The organism is Agrobacterium sp. 22-221-1 (genome assembly GCF_053522445.1).
In genome coordinates, this window is record NZ_JBNWCL010000007.1 from 147,006 (window position 1) to 164,648 (window position 17,643).

Here is a 17,643-nt window from a genome sequence, read left to right on the forward strand (position 1 = left end):
TAACGCCTCGGGGCGTCGGCGATCTTGAACGTTCGTGCAGATTCGAAGGGATCGTGCAGGCGCCCTCCAGCGAAGGCATAGAACGCATCGAAGCGCGCTTTCATGGCAACGCCTATGCGCCGCACCGTCATGATACCTATGCGCTGGGTGTCACGCTTTCCGGCGTCCAGACATTTTCCTATCGGGGGAAATCGCATTTCAGCACGCCCGGAAAGGTAATCGTGCTGCATCCGGACGAAGTTCACGATGGCGGCGCAGGCACCGATGAAGGCCTGCGCTATCGTATGCTTTATCTTCCGCCCGAAAAAGCGACTGAGGCGGGATATAATGCGCTGCCCTTCGCCCAAAATCCCGTCATCGAGGATGAGGAATTCCGGCAATGCCTCATCGAGGCGCTTGGCAATCTGGAAGGCGAGCCGGACAATCTGCTTCTCACCGACTGGCAATCGAGACTGGCGGATTTGCTCTGGAAACATTCAAACGGAAGCGCCAGAACCATCAAACGGATCGACCGGATCGCCGTTTTACGATGCCGGGACTATCTGCTGGAGAATAGCGCCGACACCGTCGGCTCTGAAGAGCTGGAACGGATAAGCGGGCTCGACCGCTTCACGCTCTTTCGGCACTTTCGTTTCCTGTTCGGCACCAGCCCGCACCGTTATCTCATCATGCGCCGACTGCAAAAATGCAAGGACATGATGCGTGCGGGTGCGGGCCTTGCGGAAACGGCATTTGCCTGTGGTTTTGCGGATCAGGCGCATTTTACCCGGCATTTCAAAAATGCCTTCGGCATGCCGCCTGGACGCTGGCTCAACCTTGTTTCGCATTGATCACTCCGGAAACAGGATCGACCGGTGAGCCGCAGCACCCGCCATGGCGCCGTCTCCCACCGAAAGGGCGACCGAGCCGGCAGGCCTTGCCACATCACCGCAGGCGAAGATGCCGCGGGCGGTGGTCTGTTTCATGGGATCCGTCACGATGGTCGATCCCATCGGCCCCTCCTCCACGGCGCAGCCAAGTTTTTCCAGCCAGTTCGAGGAGATACGCAATTTCGGCTGGGTGAAAAGGCCAGCCAATGCGATGCTGCGTCCATCCGCCAGAACGACATCCGCATGCCCCGTAATTTCCCGGATGCGGGTTGTTTCCACCCGCACGCCCCGGTCCGACAACAATGCCTGCCGATCCCCATCCGGCTCGAATACGCCATTGGTGAAAAAGGTCGTCTCGCCCCAGTCGGGCAGCATCAATGCGTGGTGAATGGCCAAAGGTGAAGCGGCGATGACGCCGATCTTTTCCTGATTGAGCTCGTAACCATGGCAATAGGGGCAATGGAAGACCGAAGAGCCCCAACGCTCTTTCAGCCCGGCAATAACAGGCAATTCATCGGTGACGCCCATGGCGAGGATCAGCCGGTCCGCTGTCTCACGGCGTTTGCCGTCGATCTCGACTACAAAATCGCCGAAGGAGCCTTCGGCATCGGTCACCCTGCCCTCAGCCCAATCTATTGTCGGGTAACGTTCGATCTGGCGGCGTGCCTCGGCGATAATTTCACCCGGCGTCTTTCCATCCTGGCCGAGAAAACCGTGGGAATGGCTGGCGAAACGGTTTCTCCGTTCCCCAGCGTCCACCACCAGAATGTTTTTTCTGGCGCGTCCAAGCTGCAGGGCGGCCGAGAGGCCGGCATAGCTGCCGCCGATAATGATGACGTCGAATTTCATGATGCACCCATCGTTTCAGGAAAGAGGCGGACGTGCCCGTTCATTTCACGATACTTATATTGTTACGTGATTTTCGGAGTCAATAGTCACGCAACTTATATTGTTACGTCATATCGAAAGTGATAGCGTTGGTGTAAACAGACGGGTTTGGACAATGAGACACGACACGCGGCTTTCACGGGTGCTGCATATTCTGATCCATATGGAAAATCATAAGGGTGCGGCGACATCCGAGAGCATCGCGGCGATGCTTCAGACCAATCCGGTGGTGGTGCGCAGGACGATGGCCGGCTTGCGCGAGCATGGTTATGTCTCGTCGGAAAAAGGCCATGGCGGCGGGTGGGTGCTGGCGCGGCCGCTCAGCGAAATCACGCTGCTCGATATTTACCGGGCGCTTGGCGCACCGGAACTGTTCTCAATCGGGCTGGCGGGCGACAACCCGAACTGCGTCATCGAACAGGCCGTCAATGCAGCACTTTTCGAGGCCATGAAAGAGGCGGAAAACATTCTGCTGTCCCGTTTCGGAAGCATTGCCCTTTCGCAACTGGCACAGGAGTCCATCAGCCGCTGGTCCAGGGTTTCCAATCACCCTTCCGCGATGGAGCAGCTTTAGGGCGCGAATAAGGGCCGCAAAGAAAAACCGCCTGCCCGGAGGCAGGCGGTTTTATCATATCAGTAGGCCCGTTACGGCTGGGTCTGCGTGCCGCCCGTATTCGGGCTTGCCGGTGCGGTGTTGTTCGCAGGCGGTGTTGCCGGAGCGGTCGGAGCCATGGGCGCCGGTGCCTGATCCGTTGCCGCAGGCGGCGTGGTGGAGGATGTCGTGGCCGGATCGGTGGTCGGGCCGCTCATCTGCGACCAGGCGAAAACGCCCACCAATACGACGACGATGATCGCCAACCACGGCACCCAGGACGACGACGTGCGGGCACGCGGTTCATTGCTGATATTCACTTCCGGACGAAGATCGCGGTCCGGACGCGGGTTGTTGGGATCGAATGTCATGGTGTTTCCTCCTCTTCATTCTGCGGAGAAAACGACGTTCACGGGATTTTGTTCCGATTCCTTCCAGAACGCTTACAACCGACGAGGTTCGGGCGTTTTCTGAAGCGCCTCCGCCAGCACCGTCATGACCTGCGGACCTGCCATTTGCGAGACATTGAAACGCATGAAACCGGAGGCGTTCTGCGAGGAACTGAACACATTGCCGGGGGCCAGCACCACCTGACGCGAAAGCGCCCGGCGCGCCACATCGGCGGCATCAACCCCGTCTGGCAGGCGGCACCATAAAAACATGCCCGCCTGCGGTTCGATCCACGGCACACATCCGACCGACCTCAGACGCGCCGCGACCTCCGGCATCGTTGCCGCAAGACGTTGCCTCAGCGCCTCGACATGCTTGCGGTAACTGCCATCGGTCAAAAGCGACAGGATCAGCGCCGCCGAAAAATGCGTTCCGCCAAAAGTGGTGGCGATCTTGAGATCGGTCAGGGCTTCCACCCAAGCCATGGGTGCCGCAATGAAACCGCACCGCACGGAGGCCGACAGTGTTTTTGAAAAGCTGCCTATCTGGACGACGCGGTTCAGACCATCGAAGGCCGCCAGCCTGGGCGCAGCCTGGGTTTCGAAATCGGCAAAAATATCATCCTCGATGATGGTCAGCCCCACCTGTTCGGCGAGCATCAGCAGGCGATGGGCGGAAACGGCGGAAAGCCTTGCACCTGTCGGATTATGGATTGCGGAATTGGTGATATAAAGCCGGGGCTGATGGTCTTTCAGCGCCTGCTCGAAAAGCACCAGATCCGGTCCGGTCGGCGTATAGGGAACACCGACGATCTTCACCCGATGCGCCCGCAAGAGGGCGTGGAAATTGAAATAACAGGGGTCATCGACAACAACCGTATCCCCCGGCTGCAGCAGGAAACGGCACAGAAGATCGATCGCCTGCGTGCCGGAATCGGTAAGCATGATCTGGCTGGCGCCCGCCTGCACCCCGTGTTCGGCCAGCCGGCGTGCCAGAAGCTGGCGCAGCGGCAGCAGCCCCATCGGGTTGCCATAATCCGTCAGCAGGGCGGCGTCGGCGCGGACAAGGCCGCGCATCGCCCGCCTCAACGCCTCCTGCGGCATCCACGATGCGGGAAGCCAGCCGCAGCCGGGTTTGGCGAGAACGGAACCTTCATCCAGCGCCTGCCGCGAGACCCATAAAGGATCCACCGCCCTATCGAGCTGCGGCTCGATATCGGCGAGCGACAGGGGCGCAAGCGGGCCCGAAACAAAAAAACCGGAGCCGGGGCGCGAGCTTATCGTACCATCCGCCACGAGCCGGTCATAGGCCTCGACAACGGTGGAGGTGGAAACCTGCATGGTCTTCGCCAGCGCCCTGACCGACGGCAGGCGCGCGCCCGGCACGAGGCTGCGCGATGCGATGCGTTGCCGCACACTTGCCATCACCTTTTCTATGCGCGTGCCCGCAGCGACTTGTCCGTCCACACTTTCCTCCAACTGTATCGCTTGCGATACCATAACAGTTTGTTGAAATTGTATATGATTGTCGCTGTTCCTGCCAGCCATTCCGGATCAAGAAAGGCAAAACGCAGGAGTTGACGATGGACAAGACGACGAGCGGCTGGCTGAGCGGCCTGACAGGCGTGGTGATATTCAGCGGGTCGCTGCCCGCGACACGCATTGCGGTAACGGGTTTCGATCCGGTGTTCCTGACCGTCGCCCGCGCCAGCATTGCCGGCCTGCTGGCGCTGGCGCTGCTGTTTCTGTTCAGGCAAAGGCGCCCGGCGCGCGATGACCTGACATCGCTTTTCATCGTCTCGCTCGGTGTCGTGGTGGGCTTCCCGCTATTGACCGCGCTCGCCCTGCGGCATGTCACCTCGGCGCATTCCATCGTTTTCGTGGGGCTCTTACCGCTCGCAACAGCAATCTTCGCCGTGCTGCGCGGCGGAGAACGCCCACGCCCGGTGTTCTGGCTCTTTTCCTGTCTTGGAAGCGCGCTTGTTGCGGGGTTTTCGCTGTCGAATTCGTTTGCCGCCGGGATCGAGGCCTCACTGGCTGGCGATCTTCTGATGCTCGGCGCAATCATCGTCTGCGGGCTCGGCTATGCGGAGGGTGCTGCCCTTTCCCGCAAGCTGGGCGGCTGGCAGGTCATTTCCTGGGCGTTGGTTCTTTCCCTGCCGGTAATGGCGCCGCTTGCTTTCTTCACCGGGCCGGAAACGCTTGCTGGCATCGACCCGCAGGCCTGGGCCGGCCTTGCCTATGTTTCCCTGTTCAGCATGCTGATCGGCTTCATCTTCTGGTATCGCGGACTGGCGCTTGGCGGCATCGCAGCCGTGGGCCAGCTGCAATTGCTTCAGCCCTTCTTCGGGCTGGCACTTGCCGCGACCCTGCTGCATGAGGAGGTGAGCCCGGCCATGATCGCCGTTACGCTTGTGGTGGTGCTCTGTGTTGCAGGCGCGCGAAAATTCGCGCGCTGACGGCCGCCATCGTCAGCTCGAACGGCGGTCCACCCAGCGATGCCATGCATCCTCACTGCCGTTGAAGACATTGAGATCGATGCGGCCATCGACGCCATGCGACAGGCCGGAACCGGAATATTGCCAGAACAACCACTTGCGGCCGGGATAAACCACCGACGGATGCTGGGCGACGGCGCGCAGCCAGAAGGGATAATCCTGGAACTCGCCCTGGAGGTTGTCCTTGTAAAAATCGGGCGCCGTATAAATGATCGGCCGCTGGCCGTAATGGCGCTCGAGCTTGTCCATGAAGACGCGCATCTTTTCCAGAACGCGTTCGCGGGAATGGCGCATCTTGCAGCTCGATTCGCCGTTATATTCCACGTCGATAACCGGCGGCAGGGCGTCCGGGTCGCGCGGTACATTACGAATGAACCAGTCCGCCTGTTCGCTGGCGTTGCGGCACCAATAGAAGAAGTGGTAAGCGCCGCGGCGAATGCCCGCTTCCTTCGCGCGCTGCCAGTTGGTGCGGAACATCGGATCGAGATGGTCGCCACCATCCGTCGCCTTGATGAAGGCGAAATTGGCGCCGCGCGTGCGCAGCTGCGGCCAGTTTATATTGGCCTGCCAACGGGATACATCCACCCCGTGGACCTGAAAGTGACGCGGCTGGACCCTGCCGAAATTGATCGGCTTGGCATCGCTGAAGCTGGAGCGGAAAATGCGCGAGCGGATCTGCGCACCGGCGCTCGCCGCCGGGGCCGCAGCCATAGCCAACTGTACCGGACGCTCCATCTGGTTGATCGTGGGGCGCTCCGCCGGCCGCACCATTCCCGCCGCCTGTGACGGAACCGGCAAACGGATTTCAGGTGCATTCTGCGTTAACGACGCCCTGGGGGTAACAGCGGAAAAGGCCTTGGGTTCGTCAGGCACCGGCCCGCCCCATGCCAGAACTTCCTGCCGTGGCTGAGCGGCGATGGCCTGGGTACCGACGCCTGCCTGCGGCACCGGTGCGGATGGCGTGACCGAACTCGTCGTTTCCTTCGAGGGCAAGCCGGCCATCAGGCTTTCCGGCCCGGAACTGGACGTGCAGCCTCCAAGCAGGAAGCAACCGAAGAAAAGTGCTGGCACAGCCGATGAACGCATGAGAACCCGTACGCAAAACAAATCGGGGGCACTCTGATGCCGCCCGGAGACCTCGAAATATAAATGCTAACGGAAGATTATCAAAAAAGACTGAATCTTATCTTTACGTCGGCACCCGCCGATGCGCCCGTCATTTCTGGCAGGCGAAACGGTTCGAGTTCTCGCGCGGCGGCGCGGCTCAGGCCGTCATGGCGGTCAGATCGACAGTGTCGGCACCGGGGGAATTTCTCTTGATCGATTCGATCGCATGGATGGCCGACGCCTTCGCCTTGTATCCTTCCGACGAGAACATTGTTTCCCCGTTGGATGCCTTGAAGCGGAAACGATATTCGCCGGCCTTGTCCTGATAGATTTCGAATTTGTACATAATCTTTGCGCCTCCTTTCGCGCGGTAGTCCATCAGCCGCAACTCTGTTCGGCCTCGATCACTTTCGCAACGGAAAATCGCCTATCTCAATGAGCCGCACCCAGGCTCGAGCAATTTCCAGCCCGGCTGCATCCGCCATTTCTGCGCGCAAGCCACGGTGGTCACGATAATTCTCCAGCCAGCCCGGCGACATTCTTTCGACGGAAGCAGGAAACGCCTGACACCAGCCGTCAACCACGGCGGTGGAGGCCTCGAAATGGAATTGCGTGCCATAGACTGCCCGGCCGATGCGAAAGGCCTGATTTCGTGTCGCGCCATTGGTCGCAAGGCGCGTGGCGTCCGGCGGAAGCGTAAATGTATCGCAATGCCACTGAAAAATTGGGAATGTCTTTTCCAGCCCGGCCAATAGCGGATCGGACACGCCCTCTTCCGTCAGGGATATATCCTGCCAGCCGAATTCCGGCGGCCCCGAGAGAATATTCTCTCCCCCATAGGCACGCGCCAGCAACTGGCTGCCGAGGCACACACCCATGACCGCTTTACCAGCATCGCCAAAGGCTTTCATGAGAAGGGCGAGATCGGCAAAATAGGGATAAAGCGCATCGTCAAGCGCGTTCTGTTCGCCGCCCAGAACGACAAGCGCATCATGGTCGGCAGCATCCCTTGGGAGAGGCTCATCCGCATAGGCGCGGATGACATGGATTTCCGCCGCCGCTTCTTCCAGCGCTACGCCGAGCTGCCCGTGCGGCGTACCCGCCATGTTTTCTATGATTGCGACGCGCATAAGACCTCGTGGAGACGACAATGGATTCAACCGGCCAAGAGTGCCGATCGAATCCAGCTTCACCACGAGAAAAATCGATTTTCAAGAGCCGCGACATCGGCAGTGCGACGACAAGCGGATGACCTGACCTGGTGCGCCTTAGAATTCACGCGCCAGCTTGGCGTCAGCCGAATGCCGGTTGCCGCCGCGAACGGCGAAGAACAGGAAAATCGCGGCCCACAGAATCGATTTTTCCGCGCCACCCAGACCTTCCGCCTTTACGATGCCGTGAAAATAAACCGTTACCAAAAGAACGATCATGGCCGCGAAGGATGCCGGACGTGTGAACAGCCCGATGGCGACCAGAATTCCGCCGAAAAATTCCGTGGCGGCAAGCAGCGGCGACCAGAAGACGCCGGGATAAAAACCGAGGCTCTCCACCATGCCGACTGCGCCGAAAGGATTGACGATCTTGCCGAAACCATGGGTGACGAGAAGAAGCCCGGCCGTGACGCGCAGGATCGTCTCCACCAGATCGTGTGTCGCATTATAAAGCGGTGCGACCGCCGGAACGAAAAGACGCTGACGATTATTCTCGAACTGGGCCATAGGATCTCCACATTTCAACCTTCGACAGCTTCTTTGTTCGCAAAGCCGCATGATATGAACAAGCGTACGCCCGGTAAAAACATGAGTGTTATAGTTGACATTATCGTGAACATTATTGCCGCTGGGCGGTGAAGGAGACGTGAGGATGACCGAGACCAAACCCCGCATAACCATCCGCTATTGCACGCAATGCAACTGGCTGCTTCGGGCAGGCTGGATGGCGCAGGAAATCCTGCAGACCTTCGCTTCCGATGTCGGCGAAGTCAGCCTCGTTCCCGCAACCGGCGGTCTGTTCGAGATCACCGTGGACGGCACGACCATATGGGAACGCAAACGCGATGGCGGTTTTCCCGGCCCCAAAGAACTCAAACAGAGAATCCGTGACATCATCGACCCGGAGCGCGACCTCGGTCATGTGGACAGAACGAAGCATGAAGGGCTCGACACCTGACCCGGCGACATGTTTCAACAGCCCCAACCAAGTTTTTTCCCTTTAAAATCAATGATCGTCATAAAAGTTCAAAAAGCCTGTTGACACCGGGCGGCTGCCCTCGTACATCGCTCTCCGTCGCCCAGATGGCGGAATTGGTAGACGCGCCAGCTTCAGGTGCTGGTACTCGCAAGGGTGTGGAGGTTCGAGTCCTCTTCTGGGCACCATTCCATTTTTGATCTTAGCCAGATCAAAAACTTAGCCGAAAAAACAGCAACATATAGCCGACCGGTAAACGCCGGGAAGCGTGTTGCTTTTTCGTCTTTTCCACTTACAGAAAAGCTACGAACAGGCCGCTTCCGTTTTTTGTCGGAAGGCCTGTTGTCCTGTCTGAAATATGATCGACCTTGTCTGTTATGGCTGAGCGTCTTTGTCGCCACTATTTTGCGAATGCTGTTCGCAATTCGGCGTACAGGACAGAACGGTCCGCTCCGTCTGCCGGAAAACACGCACCGTATTGCCCTCGTCGATGGAGACGAGAATGCGTTCATCCACGATTGGATTGCCATCGGCATCCAGAAGCACGAGATTGGTCGTGCCGAAACTGCGACCTGTCAGAACAATTGTGGTGGCATCGGCAACCGTGGCATCGGCGACTTTGGAGTTGCCGACGATAACCTTGCTGACGGCGCGGTCGAGACGAAGGACACGGGCGTGATTCATCGAAACGCGCAATATGTCATCTTCAGCAAAAGCGGGCTGCAGCGAACCCGATATAAAGACGGACAAGCCGACCACAATTTTCGCCAGTTTTCCGGATGACACGCGTTTGGCCCTTGCTCACTATCCGCACTTTATTGTTCCACAGAATGCGCGGTTTTAGTGAATGAAGCGTTAAATGGCGGAAATCAGCAACGCGGATGGTAACCATTCGTAATGTATTGATATTTTCACGTCTCTCCGCCCCGCGTCAAAACTGAACAGCTGCGCCTCTTTCAAAGGAAACTTTGCCGAAAGAGAGAAATGGTCAGCGCCTGAATATATTTTTTTATCAGCAAATATAAAAATGCAGACAATACTTTTTGCTTTTATTTACCAAGAGAAACTCATCCTGCCGTTTACTTTGAGTTAATCGTTTTTTTTAAGCGCTTGGAAATCGCTCGGCTGTAGTTTGAACCCAACCGAACAACGGAGAACAGTTGTCGGCGTGCTGAACCAACACAAGTTAGGAGAGACCCTATGACCAAGATTTTCGCTCGTTTCCTGAAAGACGAATCCGGTGCCACTGCAATCGAGTATGGTTTGATTGCTGCACTTATTTCCGTTGGCATTATCGGTGGTACAACGGCAGTCGGCGGTAAGCTGAAAGACACTTTCACTTTCATCAGCACCTCGTTCACGAACTCGAAAGCCTCCACCGGCGGCGTTTGATTGATAAAAAGTATAATGCAGGTGATTTACCCAGAATTGGGAAATCACCTGCATTTGCTATTCTTCCAGCTGAATTGGATAGATTAAGGCAGGGTAATCATGATCGTCGCAGCGATTTTTCTTATTGTCCCGCTCTGCCTCAGTTTCGCGGCCTTGAACGATCTTTTCAGCATGACGATCCCCAACTCGATAACCGTCGTGCTCTTGCTGTCTTTCGCTTTCGTTGCGCCCCTGTCGGGAATGGATTTGCAGACTTTTATCTTAAGTCTCGCAGGCGGCCTCGCCGTTTTTCTCTGCTGTTTTGTGCTCTTCGCTGCCAATGTCATGGGTGGAGGGGACGCAAAACTGTTGACTGGAGCGGCAGTCTGGTACGGCTTCAACATTTCTCTCATAGAATTTTTACTTGCGGTGACGCTGATCGGCGGCGCATTGACAGTTGGCATACTACTGCTGAGGTCACGGTCCCAGGAAATCATAGCCATCGGCATACCGATCCCTGATTCCCTTATGGTTGCAAAGAAGATTCCATACGGTATCGGTATCGCTGCAGCGGGGCTCCTGACCTATGGGAATTGCCCCCTCGTAAAAGCGGCGATCACAAGCCTATACTAGATCAGGATTTCGATCCCAATCGTTTATAGAATTGTTAACTACAAATCCAAGCACACTATTAACCATAATTATACCAATCGCACGCCATCCTCGGGGAAGAAGAATCTGATTCCCTCAAGGATCGAGCATGAAACCGTCGCGTATCTTTATTCTTTCCGTTGCTCTGGTGGCCGCCGGTCTTGCCGGCCTTGTCGCCATGCAGATTTCCGGCGCGAAGCAGGTCATCGAAAAAGCAGAAACGATCATCCAGAAAGAACCGACGGTCAACGTTCTCGTCTCTTCGGTCAATCTGCCCGTCGGTAGCCGCCTGAACGACAGTTCCGTGCGCTGGACACCGTGGCCACAGGGCAATGTGGTCGATAGTTTCATCACGGAGGCGAAGAGACCCGACGCCATCACCGAACTCGCGGGCGCTGTCGTGCGGTTGCCTTTGTTCGAAGGCGAGCCGATCCGGCCCGAAAAAGTGGTCGATTCCAGCACGCGCATCATGTCCTCCCTTTTGCCGGCTGGGAAACGCGCTGTCGCCACCGAGATTTCCGTCTCGACAGGCGCAGGCGGTTTCGTTCTGCCGAATGACCGGGTCGATGTGATCATGGTCCGCAAGGGCGACAACAACAACTTTCTGACCGAAAATGTTTTGAACAATGTTCGTGTCCTGGCAATCGATCAGCAGATCAAGGAAGGCGAGGACGGAACGTCGGCCGTGGTCGGCGCAACCGCTACACTCGAACTGACCCCGGAACAGGCGAAGATCATAACGGTGGCGCAGCAAATGGCGGACCGTCTCACGCTTGCTTTGCGCTCCGTCGCCGATGCGCAGGAAAACGATACGCTTTCGGCTGGCCATCTTCTCAGCGGCGGTTCCGGACAGCCGGAAATTCAGGTGATCAAATCCGGCTCGATCGTGAAGAGCGGTCAGGGAGCATCACAATGACCGGGAGGCTCATGACAAATCGTCTCAACCAACGCCTGCGTTCATCGATGGCGGGTGGGCTCGCATTCTGCCTGGCCTTTTCAGGCGTTCCCGGCCAGCATTCTCCCAAGTTTCTGCGCGTCAGCGAAGCGGAGGCGCAAAGCGCAAGCATCGTGCGGATTACCGAAAGCGGCACAGGCATTCGCAAGCGCTTAAAGCTGGGTTTAAACAAGGCGCTGGTCATCGACCTGCCCGAAGATGCACACGACATTCTCGTTGCCGATCCGAGCCTTGCCGATGCCGTCACCCGCACATCCAGACGTATTTATCTTTTCGGTAAAACGGTAGGACAGACCAACATTTTCATTTTTGGTGAGGGCGGCCGGGAAATCGTCAGTCTCGATCTGGAAGTAGAGCGGGACATCGCCGGACTCGAGGCGAATATTCGCCGGTTCATTCCCGAGTCTGATATCAAGGTAGAAATCGTTTCGGACAACATCGTTCTTACAGGATCGGTGCGGACACCGCAGGACTCCGCACGCGCCGTTCAACTTGCCGACGCCTTTCTAAAAGGCGGTGAGGCCACCACCCGTAATATATCTCTGACAGGCGGTGACAATGGCGGCGATGCAGCGATTTTTGCGGAGCGCCGGCAGGTATCGCAAATTGTCAACATGCTGACGATTGAGGGTGAAGATCAGGTAACACTGAAGGTTACCGTCGCCGAAGTGAGCAGACAGGTTCTGAAGCAACTCGGCTTCAACGGCTCCATCAGCAGTTCAACAAGCGGTAATGGTTTCGAATTTGCGAATCCGTCTAATCTTGGCAATGTGATCGATGGCGCGTCAAGAATTGCCAGTGGTGCGATAGGCTCGGGGTCTCTCAGATTCGCTTCTTATCTCACTGCAATGGAGCAGGCGGGCGTCATGCGTACATTGGCGGAACCAAGCCTAACGGCTATTTCCGGAGAGCAGGCAAAGTTCTACGTCGGAGGCGATTTCAGGATTGCCGGAGAACAGGAAGTCGACATCGACGAAGACACCGGGCGGCCCACTATTACGCGCACGACCAATACTGTCGATTATGGCATCACGTTAAACTTCAAGCCCGTGGTGCTTTCGCCAGGCCGAATAAGTCTCAAAATTGAAACCAATGTTTCCGAGCCCACCTACGAAGGCAATGTTGTAACCGGTAATTCGGGCCGCACGGTCCCAGGTTCGACCTACATGTCGGTCAGAAAGCGCGAAACCTCCACAACGGTCGAGCTTCCCTCGGGGGGATCGATCGTGATCGCAGGTCTCGTTCAGGACAATGTCCGTCAGGCCATGTCCGGGCTTCCGGGCATGTCGAAGATTCCGATTTTCGGCACGCTTTTCCGCAGCAAGGACTTCCTCCGCAACGAAACCGAACTGGTCATTATCGCAACGCCCTATCTGGTGCGGCCCGTTGCCCGCAATCAGATCGCCCGGCCAGACGATAACTTCAATCCGGAAAACGATGCCGCCATGTATTTCATGAACCGCGTCAACAAGGTCTATGGCCGCAAGGATCAGGTTCAGGCGGCGCCCTATCAGGGATCAGTGGGATTCATCTACAAATGACGACATGCACACAAAATCCCCTCTTCAAAGCAAGCCCGGTCAGGGCAGGAAGCGTCATGAAGGAACCCTATTCCTCCTTTTCCCCCTACCTTTCCGGAAGACGGACCGGCCTCGTCGTCGTTGCCGCGCTTGCCGCCGGCCTTTTGCAGGGCTGCGCACGCGATCCGATGACCACCAACGCCATTCCTGACGATTATCGCACACGCCACCCGATTACCCTATCGGAAGCGGAGCATTCGCTGGATATTCCGGTCTCGGCCAGCGACAGCCGGCTGACCACAGCGATGGCGGATAATGTTCGCGGTTTTGCCCAGAATTATGCGTCTATGTCGACCGGGATCATCAATATTCAGACCCCGTCGGGATCGGCCAATTCGGCGGCCGCATCGCGAATGGCGAAACAGATTCGCTCGACGCTTTCCGGCGCGGGTGTGGCGCCGGGCAAGATCATGGAGACGCGTTATGCCGCTTCCCAGAATGGCGACGCCTCCCCCATCCGCCTGAGCTATGTCGCCGTTACCGCCATGACTGGCCAGTGCGGCCAATGGCCCGAGGATCTTTCGGATAATACCTTCGCCAACAAGAACTGGTACAATTTCGGGTGCGCTTCCCAAAGCAATCTCGCGGCGCAGATTGCCAATCCCATGGATCTGGTCGGCCCGCGCGGCATGAGCCCGATCGATGCCGAGCGCCGTGCGGTCGTCATCGACACCTATCGCGGCAAGACTTCGACCGCAACAACAGATTGATGCAGACCCAACATTTGTCACGGCAGGAACGACGATGAGCGCTGTAGAATATGATATCAAGCCAAGCGGCGGCACAGAAGCCGAGCCGCCCGTGCGCGCTTCGGATATGGACCACCTGCGGCCCCTGCCCCGCATTTCCGTTCACGCTTTCTGCGTCAGCGACAATATGCAAGGCGTCATGGACGCATTGTCCAGCGACCGGCGCATGAGCAAGGTCACCTTGCGGGTGACCAAGGGCGATATCAATGCGGCAGCCACGATGTTTTCGACGTCGCCCACGCCCAATCTCATCATTCTCGAAACGGCAAGCTCACCCGCCTCGCTGCTGGACGATCTCGCGCCTTTGGCGGAGGTTTGCGATCCCTCCACGCGTGTCATCATCGTCGGCCGACACAACGATATAACGCTCTATCGCGATCTCATCCGCAATGGCATTTCCGAATATCTCGTCGCCCCGGTCAATATGGCCGACCTCCTGGCTTCGATCGCCGCGATCTTCGTCGATCCGGAAGCGGAGCCGCTGGGCCGCAACATCGCCTTCATTGGCGCCAAGGGCGGCGTAGGCTCGTCCACCATCGCGCATAATTGCGCCTTCGGCATTTCGAGTCTTTTCTCCACGGAAACCATTCTGGCGGATATGGACCTTGCCTATGGAACGGCGAATATCGATTTCGATCAGGACCCTGCCCAGGGCATGGCTGAAGCGGTCTTTTCGCCGGAGCGACTGGACGAGGTATTTCTCGACCGTCTCTTGACAAAATGTTCCGATCATCTGTCGCTTTTGGCAGCGCCGTCTCTTCTCGACAGAACCTATGATCTCGATCGTCAGGCCTTTCTACCGATCCTCGAGGTTTTGCAGCGTAGTGCCCCGGTTGCGGTTCTCGATCTTCCACACCAGTGGTGCGACTGGACGCGGGCAGTCCTTGCGGAAGCCGATGAGGTGGTCATAACGGCGGTTCCCGATCTGGCAAATCTGCGCAATACGAAGAACCTCTTCGACGCACTGATCAAGCTGAGACCCAACGATAAATTGCCGCATCTCGTTCTCAATCAGGTCGGCATGCCCAAGCGCCCGGAAATCGCGCCGGTGGATTTCCTTGAGCCGCTGGAAATCGAGCCGATCGCGATCATCCCATTCGACGCACAGTTGTTCGGAAATGCCGCCAATAGCGGACGCATGATCAGCGAGATGGATGAAAAATCCCAGACGGCGGAAACCTTTTCGCAAATCGCCCATACCATCACAGGCCGTACCGTGCTGCGCAAAAGCAGGCGCGGCGGTCTGGAAAAACTGAAGAATATTCTCAAGCGCAAGTAGGCCTTCTGCCTGCGTCCTTAGACGGAAACGCCGATGTTCGGAAAACGCGGGCCTGAAGGCCCAGCCAGAAGCACGAAGCCGGATCTTGCTGCACCTGCGCCCATGCAGGTGACGGCGGCGCCTGAACCTCGTTCTGCTGCAATTGACACTCTTGAACCCGGCCAATCACCGGCAATGCGTCAGGCAACTGCAAACACCCCGCCCGCGCAGAGAAAACGTGCCCGCACGGAAGATTACTACAACACCAAGAGCCAGGTATTTTCCGCACTTATCGATACGATCGACCTATCGCAGCTCGCCAAGCTCGACGCGGAAAGTGCGCGCGAGGAAATTCGCGATATCGTCAACGACATTATCACGATCAAGAATTTCGCCATGTCGATCGCCGAGCAGGAAGAGCTGCTCGAAGATATCTGCAACGACGTTCTTGGTTACGGGCCACTGGAGCCGCTTCTCGCACGCGACGACATTGCCGATATCATGGTCAACGGTTCCGGCCAGACCTTCATCGAAGTCGGCGGCAAGACCATCGAATCCGATATCCGCTTTCGTGACAATGCGCAGTTGCTTTCCATCTGCCAGCGCATCGTCAGCCAGGTCGGCCGACGCGTGGATGAGTCGAGCCCGATATGCGACGCACGCCTGCCGGATGGATCGCGCGTCAACGTCATCGCTCCGCCGCTTGCCATCGACGGTCCGGCGCTGACGATCCGAAAATTCAAGAAGGACAAGCTGACACTCGACCAGCTCGTACGTTTCGGAGCGATTACGCCCGAAGGCGCGACATTGCTCAAGATTATCGGTCGCGTCCGCTGCAATGTCGTCATTTCGGGCGGCACCGGCTCGGGTAAGACGACGCTTCTCAACTGCCTGACAAGTTTCATCGACAGGGATGAACGTGTCATCACCTGCGAAGACACCGCCGAACTGCAGCTGCAGCAACCGCATGTGGTGAGGCTCGAAACGCGTCCGCCCAATATCGAAGGGGAAGGCGAGATCACCATGCGGGATCTGGTCAAGAACTGCCTTCGCATGCGGCCCGAACGCATCATCGTCGGCGAAGTGCGCGGACCGGAAGTTTTCGACCTTCTCCAGGCCATGAACACCGGTCACGACGGTTCGATGGGAACACTTCACGCCAATACGCCACGCGAATGCCTCAGCCGTATCGAATCGATGATCGCCATGGGCGGCTTCACCCTGCCGGCCAAGACCGTGCGTGAAATCATTTCGGGATCGATCGATGTCGTCATTCAGGCGGCGCGTCTGCGTGACGGCTCGCGCCGGATAACGCAGATTACGGAAGTGATCGGCATGGAAGGCGATGTCATCGTCACCCAGGATCTGATGCGATACGAAATCGAAGGCGAAGATGCGAACGGCAAGCTGATCGGCAGACACATATCGACCGGCATCAGCAAGCCCAATTTCTGGGATCGTGCACGCTATTATGGTGAAGAGAAACGCCTGGCGGCCGCGCTCGATGAGATGGAAAAGACATCCTAAGGGAAAGCGACTGCCATGGACCCGACAATAGTGTTACTGGCCGTACTTGTCGCCATCTCGGCAGGAGCACTCGCCTACGTCTTTCTTTTCCAGCAGATAGAGGTCGAGAAAAAGACCACGAGCCGTTTCAAGCGGGTGCAGGCCGCAGAGACGGATCACGTAAATATCAAAGCCGCACGCGATCGCGTCCAGGAACTCAGCAAGCGTCGCAAATCCATGCAGGACAGCCTGCGGGATATGGAAAAGAAACAAAATGAAAAGGCGAAAAAAGCGAAGAATGTCAGCCTGCGCGATAAACTGGTGCAGGCTGGGCTGACAATCTCCGTTCGGCAGTTTCATCTCCTGAGCGCAGGTGCTTCGGCTTTCGCCACTCTCATCGCACTTCTATATGATCTATCATTAATAACCGCCCTGCTCATAGGCGCAGTGGTAGCTTTAGGGCTGCCCCGTTGGGTATTGGCGTTTATCCTCAAGCGCCGGCAGAAAAAATTCCTTGAGGAGTTTCCCAATGCGCTGGATGTCATGTGCCGCTCGATCAAATCCGGATTGCCGCTGAATGACGCCGTGCGACTGATCGCGTCGGATGGTCAGGAGCCGGTGAAAACAGAGTTTCAACGGGTCGTAGACGCGCAGCAGGTTGGTATCGGGATTCCCCAAGGGATAGAACGCATGATGCTGACCATGCCGCTTTTCGAAGTCAGCTTCTTCAGCACCGTCATCAATATCCAGGCACAGGCAGGCGGCAATCTTTCGGAGGCTTTATCCAACCTTTCGAAGGTATTGCGTGACCGAAAGAAAATGCGCGCCAAAGTGAACGCTCTGTCGATGGAGGCAAAAGCGTCGGCCGTCATTATCGGCGCATTGCCTTTCATTGTGATGCTGCTGGTGCACTTCACATCGCCCGACTATCTTGCAGTCCTCTTCACGGATATGCGCGGGCACATCATTCTGGGTGCATCCGGACTATGGATGCTCATCGGAATTTTCATCATGCGCCAAATGATCAATTTCGATATTTGAGG

The 17,643-nt window shown here is 57.2% G+C and carries 20 protein-coding genes and 1 tRNA gene; 13 read left to right on the forward strand and 8 right to left on the reverse strand.

Annotated elements, in window-relative coordinates; translation table 11 throughout:
• Positions 1–53: 53 nt before the first annotated feature.
• On the forward strand, positions 54–830 hold the full coding sequence (locus ACQZ5N_RS13025; RefSeq protein WP_448733115.1) for an AraC family transcriptional regulator: 777 nt from the start codon (positions 54–56) through the stop codon (positions 828–830).
• Here the strand turns inward: ACQZ5N_RS13025 and ACQZ5N_RS13030 are convergent, their stop codons facing one another.
• A complete protein-coding gene (locus ACQZ5N_RS13030; RefSeq protein ID WP_448733116.1) occupies positions 831–1,718 on the reverse strand; it encodes an NAD(P)/FAD-dependent oxidoreductase in 888 nt (295 codons plus the stop codon).
• A gap of 154 nt (positions 1,719–1,872) precedes the next feature.
• Between ACQZ5N_RS13030 and ACQZ5N_RS13035 the strand changes: the two genes are divergently transcribed.
• Positions 1,873–2,331 carry an Rrf2 family transcriptional regulator gene (locus ACQZ5N_RS13035; RefSeq protein ID WP_059759145.1) on the forward strand — a complete coding sequence of 153 codons (459 nt, stop codon included), beginning with the start codon at positions 1,873–1,875 and terminating at the stop codon, positions 2,329–2,331.
• Positions 2,332–2,402: 71 nt separating this feature from the next.
• Here ACQZ5N_RS13035 and ACQZ5N_RS13040 read toward each other — a convergent pair whose 3' ends face one another.
• Positions 2,403–2,720, reverse strand: coding sequence for a hypothetical protein (locus ACQZ5N_RS13040; RefSeq protein WP_003524488.1), 318 nt, complete (start codon positions 2,718–2,720; stop codon positions 2,403–2,405).
• Between the two features lie 72 nt (positions 2,721–2,792).
• Positions 2,793–4,205, reverse strand: a complete 1,413-nt coding sequence (locus ACQZ5N_RS13045; RefSeq protein ID WP_448733117.1) for an aminotransferase-like domain-containing protein — start codon at positions 4,203–4,205, stop codon at positions 2,793–2,795.
• Positions 4,206–4,321: 116 nt separating this feature from the next.
• On the opposite strand from ACQZ5N_RS13045, the gene ACQZ5N_RS13050 reads away from it, so the two are divergent.
• Positions 4,322–5,197, forward strand: coding sequence for a DMT family transporter (locus tag ACQZ5N_RS13050; protein WP_448733118.1), 876 nt, complete (start codon positions 4,322–4,324; stop codon positions 5,195–5,197).
• A 12-nt stretch (positions 5,198–5,209) separates the two neighbouring features.
• On the opposite strand, the gene ACQZ5N_RS13055 is transcribed toward ACQZ5N_RS13050, so the two are convergent.
• The 4 genes from ACQZ5N_RS13055 to ACQZ5N_RS13070 form a co-directional block, all read right to left on the reverse strand.
• Positions 5,210–6,322, reverse strand: coding sequence for a glycoside hydrolase family 25 protein (locus ACQZ5N_RS13055; RefSeq protein ID WP_035240397.1), 1,113 nt, complete (start codon positions 6,320–6,322; stop codon positions 5,210–5,212).
• Between the two features lie 178 nt (positions 6,323–6,500).
• Positions 6,501–6,689, reverse strand: coding sequence for a YegP family protein (locus ACQZ5N_RS13060; RefSeq protein ID WP_059759498.1), 189 nt, complete (start codon positions 6,687–6,689; stop codon positions 6,501–6,503).
• A 58-nt stretch (positions 6,690–6,747) separates the two neighbouring features.
• Entirely contained in the window at positions 6,748–7,473 is a 726-nt protein-coding gene (locus ACQZ5N_RS13065; RefSeq protein ID WP_448733119.1) for a type 1 glutamine amidotransferase, read from the reverse strand.
• 138 nt (positions 7,474–7,611) lie between these two features.
• A complete protein-coding gene (locus ACQZ5N_RS13070; protein ID WP_003524478.1) occupies positions 7,612–8,061 on the reverse strand; it encodes a DoxX family protein in 450 nt (149 codons plus the stop codon).
• 145 nt (positions 8,062–8,206) lie between these two features.
• Here ACQZ5N_RS13070 and ACQZ5N_RS13075 point away from each other — a divergent pair, with 145 nt between their 5' ends.
• The gene (locus tag ACQZ5N_RS13075; RefSeq protein WP_448733120.1) at positions 8,207–8,512 is read left to right on the forward strand and encodes a SelT/SelW/SelH family protein; all 306 of its coding nucleotides are present in this window, start codon (positions 8,207–8,209) and stop codon (positions 8,510–8,512) included.
• 119 nt (positions 8,513–8,631) lie between these two features.
• Positions 8,632–8,718: transfer RNA gene (locus ACQZ5N_RS13080), tRNA-Leu, on the forward strand.
• Between the two features lie 187 nt (positions 8,719–8,905).
• Here ACQZ5N_RS13080 and ACQZ5N_RS13085 read toward each other — a convergent pair.
• Entirely contained in the window at positions 8,906–9,316 is a 411-nt protein-coding gene (locus ACQZ5N_RS13085) for a pilus assembly protein N-terminal domain-containing protein (protein WP_003524476.1), read from the reverse strand.
• Between the two features lie 414 nt (positions 9,317–9,730).
• On the opposite strand from ACQZ5N_RS13085, the gene ACQZ5N_RS13090 reads away from it, so the two are divergent.
• From ACQZ5N_RS13090 to ACQZ5N_RS13125, 8 genes are all read left to right on the forward strand, one after another.
• Positions 9,731–9,922 (forward strand): Flp family type IVb pilin, encoded by a 192-nt coding sequence (locus ACQZ5N_RS13090; protein ID WP_003524475.1) that lies wholly within the window; start codon positions 9,731–9,733, stop codon positions 9,920–9,922.
• A gap of 99 nt (positions 9,923–10,021) precedes the next feature.
• Positions 10,022–10,534, forward strand: a complete 513-nt coding sequence (locus ACQZ5N_RS13095; protein ID WP_020810207.1) for an A24 family peptidase — start codon at positions 10,022–10,024, stop codon at positions 10,532–10,534.
• A gap of 127 nt (positions 10,535–10,661) precedes the next feature.
• On the forward strand, positions 10,662–11,468 hold the full coding sequence (cpaB, locus tag ACQZ5N_RS13100) for a Flp pilus assembly protein CpaB (protein ID WP_448733121.1): 807 nt from the start codon (positions 10,662–10,664) through the stop codon (positions 11,466–11,468).
• Positions 11,465–13,048 (forward strand): type II and III secretion system protein family protein, encoded by a 1,584-nt coding sequence (locus tag ACQZ5N_RS13105; protein ID WP_448733122.1) that lies wholly within the window; start codon positions 11,465–11,467, stop codon positions 13,046–13,048. The genes cpaB and ACQZ5N_RS13105 overlap by 4 nt, the downstream gene beginning before the upstream one ends.
• A 56-nt stretch (positions 13,049–13,104) precedes the next feature.
• Positions 13,105–13,797 carry a CpaD family pilus assembly protein gene (locus ACQZ5N_RS13110; protein ID WP_448733123.1) on the forward strand — a complete coding sequence of 231 codons (693 nt, stop codon included), beginning with the start codon at positions 13,105–13,107 and terminating at the stop codon, positions 13,795–13,797.
• A 34-nt stretch (positions 13,798–13,831) separates the two neighbouring features.
• Positions 13,832–15,115: a CtpF protein gene (locus ACQZ5N_RS13115; RefSeq protein ID WP_448733124.1), complete on the forward strand. Its 1,284-nt coding sequence runs from the start codon at positions 13,832–13,834 to the stop codon at positions 15,113–15,115.
• Between the two features lie 33 nt (positions 15,116–15,148).
• Positions 15,149–16,621, forward strand: a complete 1,473-nt coding sequence (locus ACQZ5N_RS13120; protein WP_448733125.1) for a CpaF family protein — start codon at positions 15,149–15,151, stop codon at positions 16,619–16,621.
• Positions 16,622–16,636: 15 nt separating this feature from the next.
• Positions 16,637–17,641, forward strand: a complete 1,005-nt coding sequence (locus tag ACQZ5N_RS13125; protein ID WP_448733126.1) for a type II secretion system F family protein — start codon at positions 16,637–16,639, stop codon at positions 17,639–17,641.
• The last annotated feature ends 2 nt before the right edge of the window (positions 17,642–17,643 follow it).

Bases quoted from the DNA above. Each gene is read 5' to 3' on its own strand.
- ACQZ5N_RS13070 (WP_003524478.1), bottom strand. From the start codon at position 8,061: ATGGCCCAGTTCGAGAATAATCGTCAGCGTCTTTTCGTTCCGGCGGTC.
- ACQZ5N_RS13095 (WP_020810207.1), top strand. From the start codon at position 10,022: ATGATCGTCGCAGCGATTTTTCTTATTGTCCCGCTCTGCCTCAGTTTC.
- ACQZ5N_RS13040 (WP_003524488.1), bottom strand. From the start codon at position 2,720: ATGACATTCGATCCCAACAACCCGCGTCCGGACCGCGATCTTCGTCCG.
- ACQZ5N_RS13055 (WP_035240397.1), bottom strand. From the start codon at position 6,322: ATGCGTTCATCGGCTGTGCCAGCACTTTTCTTCGGTTGCTTCCTGCTT.
- cpaB (WP_448733121.1), top strand. From the start codon at position 10,662: ATGAAACCGTCGCGTATCTTTATTCTTTCCGTTGCTCTGGTGGCCGCC.
- ACQZ5N_RS13105 (WP_448733122.1), top strand. From the start codon at position 11,465: ATGACCGGGAGGCTCATGACAAATCGTCTCAACCAACGCCTGCGTTCA.
- ACQZ5N_RS13120 (WP_448733125.1), top strand. From the start codon at position 15,149: ATGTTCGGAAAACGCGGGCCTGAAGGCCCAGCCAGAAGCACGAAGCCG.
- ACQZ5N_RS13050 (WP_448733118.1), top strand. From the start codon at position 4,322: ATGGACAAGACGACGAGCGGCTGGCTGAGCGGCCTGACAGGCGTGGTG.
- ACQZ5N_RS13115 (WP_448733124.1), top strand. From the start codon at position 13,832: ATGAGCGCTGTAGAATATGATATCAAGCCAAGCGGCGGCACAGAAGCC.
- ACQZ5N_RS13030 (WP_448733116.1), bottom strand. From the start codon at position 1,718: ATGAAATTCGACGTCATCATTATCGGCGGCAGCTATGCCGGCCTCTCG.
- ACQZ5N_RS13110 (WP_448733123.1), top strand. From the start codon at position 13,105: ATGAAGGAACCCTATTCCTCCTTTTCCCCCTACCTTTCCGGAAGACGG.
- ACQZ5N_RS13065 (WP_448733119.1), bottom strand. From the start codon at position 7,473: ATGCGCGTCGCAATCATAGAAAACATGGCGGGTACGCCGCACGGGCAG.
- ACQZ5N_RS13035 (WP_059759145.1), top strand. From the start codon at position 1,873: ATGAGACACGACACGCGGCTTTCACGGGTGCTGCATATTCTGATCCAT.
- ACQZ5N_RS13075 (WP_448733120.1), top strand. From the start codon at position 8,207: ATGACCGAGACCAAACCCCGCATAACCATCCGCTATTGCACGCAATGC.
- ACQZ5N_RS13090 (WP_003524475.1), top strand. From the start codon at position 9,731: ATGACCAAGATTTTCGCTCGTTTCCTGAAAGACGAATCCGGTGCCACT.
- ACQZ5N_RS13125 (WP_448733126.1), top strand. From the start codon at position 16,637: ATGGACCCGACAATAGTGTTACTGGCCGTACTTGTCGCCATCTCGGCA.
- ACQZ5N_RS13060 (WP_059759498.1), bottom strand. From the start codon at position 6,689: ATGTACAAATTCGAAATCTATCAGGACAAGGCCGGCGAATATCGTTTC.